At 33.8% G+C, this 7014-nt stretch carries 5 protein-coding genes and 1 tRNA gene; 5 read left to right on the forward strand and 1 reads right to left on the reverse strand.

Going from position 1 to position 7014, the window contains the following annotated elements; all coding sequences use genetic code 11:
- The first annotated feature begins 56 nt into the window (after positions 1-56).
- Both AABM59_RS06610 and AABM59_RS06615 read left to right on the forward strand, forming a co-directional pair.
- The gene (locus AABM59_RS06610; RefSeq protein WP_338408190.1) at positions 57-1172 is read left to right on the forward strand and encodes a PQQ-dependent sugar dehydrogenase; all 1116 of its coding nucleotides are present in this window, start codon (positions 57-59) and stop codon (positions 1170-1172) included.
- A 1-nt stretch (position 1173) separates the two neighbouring features.
- On the forward strand, positions 1174-1644 hold the full coding sequence (locus AABM59_RS06615; RefSeq protein ID WP_338408191.1) for a cytochrome c: 471 nt from the start codon (positions 1174-1176) through the stop codon (positions 1642-1644).
- 21 nt (positions 1645-1665) lie between these two features.
- On the opposite strand, the gene AABM59_RS06620 is transcribed toward AABM59_RS06615, so the two are convergent.
- Positions 1666-3747: a TonB-dependent receptor gene (locus tag AABM59_RS06620; RefSeq protein WP_338408192.1), complete on the reverse strand. Its 2082-nt coding sequence runs from the start codon at positions 3745-3747 to the stop codon at positions 1666-1668.
- A 185-nt stretch (positions 3748-3932) separates the two neighbouring features.
- Between AABM59_RS06620 and AABM59_RS06625 the strand changes: the two genes are divergently transcribed.
- The 3 genes from AABM59_RS06625 to AABM59_RS06635 form a co-directional block, all read left to right on the forward strand.
- Positions 3933-4004: transfer RNA gene (locus AABM59_RS06625), tRNA-Arg, on the forward strand.
- A gap of 239 nt (positions 4005-4243) precedes the next feature.
- The gene (locus AABM59_RS06630; RefSeq protein WP_338408193.1) at positions 4244-6145 is read left to right on the forward strand and encodes a tetratricopeptide repeat protein; all 1902 of its coding nucleotides are present in this window, start codon (positions 4244-4246) and stop codon (positions 6143-6145) included.
- Positions 6146-6499: 354 nt separating this feature from the next.
- Positions 6500-7014: TonB-dependent receptor plug domain-containing protein (locus AABM59_RS06635; RefSeq protein WP_338408194.1), on the forward strand; the 515-nt coding region annotated here is incomplete at its 3' end.

Genomic DNA, 7014 nt, shown 5'->3' on the forward strand with positions numbered 1-7014 from the left:
TTTTGTATCTTCGCAACAAATAATCTTCTTAAAACAAGAACTCAAAAAGCGAAATCATGATTAAATACGCTTCATTACTACTTTTTTTTCTTCTCATAAGTTGTATGGCACAAGAAAAAAAAGATGATATTCAACTGCAGGATGAAGTCATAAGGTACACTTTTGAAACAGTTGCATCCGGTATACCAATTCCTTGGGGAATGGTTTGGTTGCCTGACGGAACGATGTTGGTTACTGAAAAAAGCGGTGTTTTATATCAAATTGGAAACGGTGTGAAAAGCGAAATTAAAAATGTACCAAAAGTATACAACAGAGGTCAAGGTGGCTTACTTGATATTGCCTTACATCCTAATTATGCTCAAAATGGATGGATCTATATTACTTACGCTTCCTCTGAAGGGGAAGGAGAGGGAGGCAATACTAAACTCATTCGCGCCAAATTGGAAAATGGAGGCTTAACACAAATTGAATCTCTGTATAAAGCGAGTCCAAACACCACCAAAGGGCAGCATTTTGGCTCCCGAATTGTCTTCGATAAAGAGGGGTTTCTTTTTTTCTCGACTGGAGAAAGAGGAAACCATTTTGTAAACCCTCAAGACATCACTCGTGACAACGGAAAAATATACCGATTAAATGAAGACGGTAGTACGCCTAAAGACAATCCTTTTGTAGGTCAAAAAGACACAAAAGAAGCCATTTATACCTATGGGAATAGAAATCCACAAGGCCTGGCAATACATCCAGTAACGGGCGACCTTTGGGAACATGAACATGGGCCTAAAGGAGGAGATGAAATTAACATTATTAAAAAAGGAGCCAATTATGGGTGGCCGGTCGTTACCTATGGTATCGATTATAACGGAACTACGATTAGCACCGAAACCGAAAAACCAGGTATAGAAAAGCCTATTTACTATTGGCTTCCTTCTATTGCGCCAAGCGGTATGGCTTTTGTAACTAGTGATCGCTATCCAGAATGGAAAGGACATTTACTGGTAGGTTCTTTAAAATTCCAATACTTGGAATTAGTAAAATTAAAAGACAATACAATCATTGGAAGACAAAAGATTGGTACCGACATCGGACGTATACGAAACGTGGCACAAGGTCCTGATGGCTATATTTATATTGGGGTGGAAGGAAAAGGAATTCTTAAAATCACACCTAATTAGTATGGTAACAATAAAATATGTTTTAGGATATACGACATTACTAGTCTACACTTTTTACTTTTTAAATTTTAAATCTCCTGATGATTTTTATAAAGAAAACGATGGCTTATCAGTAAAAAAAATAGTTCAAGAAAAAACGGCCCTAGAAAAAAGTATTGTAAAAGGGAAAGAAGTGTATCTAGATTTTTGTATTCAATGTCATATGGTGAATGGCAAAGGAGATGGGAAAAATTTTCCTCCCTTGGACGGTTCTGATTGGCTGAGTAAGAATATAAATCAAAGTATTCATGCCTTGAAATATGGACAAACTGGGGAAATAATAGTTAGTGGAAAAAAATTCAATAACACCATGCCTCCCATGGGATTGTCTAATAAGGAAGTTGCCGATGTAATGAATTATATTAGGAACTCTTGGAGCAACAAGCGCCAAAAAATGATAAGTCTCAAACAAGTTGAAGCTATTAAACAATAAAGTAGTACACAAGATTTTTTATTAAAAAAGACAAGAAATCGATACGCCTCCATAATAATTTATTGGGCTGCCAGGGTAATAATACCTTGGCGGAACAGCGCCAAAACCTAGAGCGTTGGGCACAATACTTGCCGCGTATTTTTCATTCAATGCGTTATTAACACCAGCAGTCAATTCAGTTTTCAGAATTTTAAGCACCGTGAAAGAATAGGTTGTCTTAATATCGAGTAAAGAAAAGGCGTTCGTGTATTTTGTATTAGCATCATTCATGGGGATTTTGCCCGTGGTTCGGGATGAGGCAGTTACACTAAATCCCCATTTAGTGTCTACATCCAATCCAAAATTCAATTGTTTATTGGGAACATTTGTAAGTTGGTTTCCAGAATAATCAGCAGCTCCATCTACAAAATCCTTAAATTTAAAATGATTTATGGCTCCTGATAAATAAGGCGTGATTTGAAAATTATTAGATTCCAAAACTTTATAATTGACAATAAATTCAACTCCTGGATGAGAACTCGAACCTGCATTAACTCCCACATATCGATCATCGGCGGTGCGTCTAGCGACCAATAAATTTTCTATTTGTGTGCTAAAAAGGGCTACTTCAGTATATAATTTATTGTCTAACCAATTTCCCTTGAATCCGATTTCGTAATTCCAACCCATTTCTGGTTTCAAATCCGTATTAATTTGACCTGCTGGCGTTAGTGTTTCAGCAACTGAGGGAACCGAAAATCCTTTGCTTACTGAAGCATATAGGTTTTTTAAGTTCCCCACTTGATACGAAAACCCAATTCGTGGTGACAAAATAGAGCCAAAAGTATGATTTTGACTTTCGGGATTAGTTTGAAAAACATCTTTTAATGAATACTTGGTTGTATTAAGGGCAATCCCAGTCTCTAAATGCAGCTTTCTTGTTAGCCAAAATTCCATTTGTAAAAAATAATTACTGTACTTCCTTTTTTCGGCAATAGCACTGAACTGATTCCCTTGGATGCTTCCGTTTCCAGGCTGATTTAGATACAAATTTTCATAAAGGGAATATTCGTAATTTTCAGTAGTCATTTCGCATCCAAAACTCAATTCAAAAGGTAAAGAGAGCATTCGATCTTTATAATTTATGTTCAAACGAAGTCCCAATGAACGGGTCTTTTCGTCCAAAATATCAAATGGTCTCGCTTCGTAAGCCTCTTTGACGTTAGAAAAAACACTTGAATTTAAAGACCATTTTTCCGAAAATTGATGGTCATAGCCCAATCCCATCATACATTTATTGTACGATTCAAATCCTTGAGCAGCATTCCAAGTAGCGGCCGCCTTTTCAGGATTGTTATTAAAATCCTTTTCACTCAAAGAACTTGGAATGTAGGCTTTTTGTTTGGAATACATCCCTATAAAAGACAAACTCCCTTTTGCGGCAATTTTTTGTTTACCAAACAAATTAAAATTTTTCCTGGTGTAGGAACTATTTGTCCTATATCCCTCATTTTGTAACTCAGAATAACTAGAATATAAATTTGAATGTATATCACTATAAGCTGCCGAAAGACGTTGTTGCAATAAACCAAAATCACCAAAAGTTGTAGTGTATTTCCCAAAAGATTCCCTCACAGGTGTTTCTCTTGAAAATAAATGCAACGCACCCCCTAATCCGGATCCAAAACTGGTTGAGTTGGGTCCTTTTATGATTTCTATTTTTTCAATAGATGCCACATCAATGTCTTCGATGACGGTTTCACCATCTGCTGAAGTTATTGGAATCCCATCAAAATAGGCTTTAATCCTACTCGTTCCATAGGGTATGCGAGCTCCGATTCCACGAATGGTAATTCTATTCGTATTCAAAGCGCCTTGCTGCATAAACACCCCGGGAATTTTATTCAAAACTGGAGTAAGAACAATGCCATCGGTTTTATGGATATCGATTCTGCTAATTACCGAAACGGAAGAGGCGGAATTTTGAAGTTTATTTTTTATGGGCGAAGCCTCTAGGGTTATTTCAGAAAGCGCTATCGTATCTTTTTGCACTTGGCTAAAAAGAGGGAAAACATTAAATAAAACAAATAGAAATTGGAAACTGAAAAGGATATTTTTAATCATTAACTTCACCTTTTAACATTGATTATAAGACCAACGAATTTAGTTCATTTTTAATTCTTATCATTAATTATATAATTTATTTGATATACTTTCTTATGAAAAAATAATCCTTAATTTTACCCTGCTTTTTAATTTTTTACCAAAAAACAGATTTTAAAAAATCCCCCACAACAAAAATTATTTACAGCCCTGTAGTTCAACGGATAGAATGGAAGTTTCCTAAACTTTTGATTCGGGTTCGATTCCCGACGGGGCTACTGTCAAAAAAAATTAGAAACCCCTTGCCTATATAGTTATCAGGACGGTCGCTAATTGAAGGGGTAACAATAGTGTGGGTTTAAAAACATTTCGTTTTGAAACCTTTTTTTGCGTAAGAGTTAGGTTAAAATTCCTTTTTAATTAAGAATGCTGAAAATAAAGTTTAGTCTAAAAAAGCACATTTGGTATTTATGAAGTTGTTATCTTAGCAGATTGTTATAAATTTCGGAACATGCTTATGAAATATCCCAAAATCGGACTTGTTTTTTGTTTTGTTTTTTTGGCGTTGCCTGTTTTTGGTCATACCCTTTCTAAGGAAGAAATGATGATTAGGGTTGATTATTATATACATAGTCATCCAGAAAGCGTTAAATTTTATGTAAAGACAATAATAAAAAACTCGAAAAAAGAGAATGACACTATAAAAGCAAAAGGCTTCGGCAAATCAGGAGGCTCTTTCAAGAATAGAATTATAACTAATTCGGAAGCCTATTATCATAATAAGTCTGTTAAATTAGTGGGTCCGAAAAATGAAATTAATTCCGCGATGAGTTTGGGGGTTTTATATAAAAATAAAAGAGAATATGATAGGGCGCTTCTTTATTTTAATACTGTTTTAAACACTACCAATGATAAAAAATCAAGAGCTGTTGTTTATGGTGAAATAGCTTCTGTATATTCTCAACAATATAATTTACCTAAAGCGTTAGGGTATTTTAAAAAAGGGATTGATTATTTAGAGCAAACAAATACGCAGCCACATTTAGCAATTCAACAACTTAATTTGGCAGAGCTTTACGCTAAAAGTGAATTGTGTGATTTAGCCATTCCTTTATTTGAAAAAAGCATTGGCTTTTTAAAAAATGAAGATGACCAGCGTAACTATTTATTTGCATTAATTAATTACGCTAGCTGTTTATCTAAAATTCAAAAAACAGAACGGGCATTAAAAACCTTATTAAGGATAGATGAGAAGTTTCTTAAAAAGCTACAAGATAAAGAATTATTAAGCGCATACTATGGTGTTAGGGCAAATACAGAATCAGCTTTTAATAATAAAAGCATTAATATTTCAGAAGTATATTATAAAGCAGCGTTTGACAATATATATATTACCCCTTCTGTTGATGAAAACAATAAATTACGATTAAGCCCTTACTTTGATTTAAGCAAAAATTTAGATGTGACTTTGAATTTTAAGGATGCTGACATTCTTATTTTATATCAAAAAGCAATAAAATTTGGCTTTGAAATTGACGATCCCGAAGTGTTGCTTATAGCGGCTAATTATATTGACTATTTAACACAAAAAAATAATAATACATTATTGAAGCCTTTTGTTTCTAAAATAGAAAACACTGATTTATTTAAAAAGTCAAATGGGTATCAAAAAAAATCACTTTTTTTGGCTATTTTAAAAGCACAAATAAAGTTCGGAAATCTGACATCAACAAAAGTTGTTCAAAAATACATTGCTAGTTTAGATAGTTTAAATACACAAAAACAACATCTTTTAAAATTAGAAATTAATTATAATAATAAACTTTTTGAGGAGTCAAAAAAAACAAAGGAGACCTTAATTTATGAAAATTCTAAATTGTATTCTTTTCTGGGTTTTTTAGGTTTGGCAATACTAATTTCCATGCTGTTTTTTTGGAAACAAAAGACGGGCATTAATAAAGCAATTAATATTATAAAAGAAGATAATTTGGTTTTAAACAATTCAATGACTGAACAAAAATTAGAGTTCAAAACCCTGGAGTTTGAAAGAAACAAAACAATAATAGAGTTAGAATTGAAAAACATACAGTTTCGTGAAGAACTAATAGTGTTTTCAAAAAACACCTTCGCAGCAAAGAGCACGGAAGGGGAAAAAGAATTAAAACCGTATTGGAACTCCTTTTTGAACAAATTCAGCCTTATAAACACAGATTTTAATGAGAAATTAACAAGTGAATTTCCCCATTTAACAACTTCTGATGTTTTTCTATGTTCCGCTATAAAACTCAATTTAAGCAATAAAGAAATTTCCAATATTTTACAAATGGAATGCGCCAGTGTCGTGAAAAAAAAGCAACGTTTAGGAAAAAAAATAAATCTTAATGAAGACGACTTATTAACTTTTATAAGGAACTTTTAAACGCTAAAATTCATTTTGCATCGTATATCTCTCCATTTAGAGATTAATTTTTACGGTAGGGGGTGTTTTAAAAACAATTGTAATAGTTAGGTTTTTTCCTTAAAAATCAGCACTTTAATTTCTTAAAGCACTGTTGTCCACCATTTGTCCACCTCTAATATTTGTTTTATAGTTTATTTAACACTTAGTTTGTTCCACTAATTTTAATTAACTAAATAAATTATGAAAACAAACATTACTTTTTTATTAACGCTGGCGACATTTTTAATGATGCAAATTTCATTTGCACAGGAAAAAAATGTCACAGGGAACGTCTCAGATGTAAGCGGACCCTTACCTGGCGTAACAGTAATTATGAAGGGTATCAAAACAGGTACTCAAACTGATTTTGATGGTAACTATTCTATCAAAGTTGCTACTGGAGCTACGCTTCAATTCAGCTTTGTTGGTATGAAAACTGTTGAAAAACAAGTTGGAACGTCTAACACAATTGACATTGTGATGGTGGTAGATGCCAGTGCATTAGACGAAGTGGTGGTAACTGGTGTAGCTGGTGCGACTTCAAAGAAAAAATTGTCGGTTACGGTAGCTTCCGTAACGGCAGCAGAACTTGAACAGGTTCCGGCAGGCTCTGCCGCAAGTGCTTTACAAGGCAAGGTAGCTGGTATTACAGTTACAAATTTAGGTCAACCTGGTCAAGGAGCTACAATTCTTTTACGTGGTGCTGCTAACTTTTATGGTTCGAATGCTCCTTTAGTAATTATGGATGGTATTTTTGTTGAAGGCGGGTTAGCTGATATCAATATAGATGATATTGCATCTTTCGAGATTGTGAAAGGAGCATCTGCTTCTTCACTGTATGGTTCACG

Source organism: uncultured Flavobacterium sp. (assembly GCF_963925185.1).
In the GTDB taxonomy this organism is placed as follows: domain Bacteria; phylum Bacteroidota; class Bacteroidia; order Flavobacteriales; family Flavobacteriaceae; genus Flavobacterium.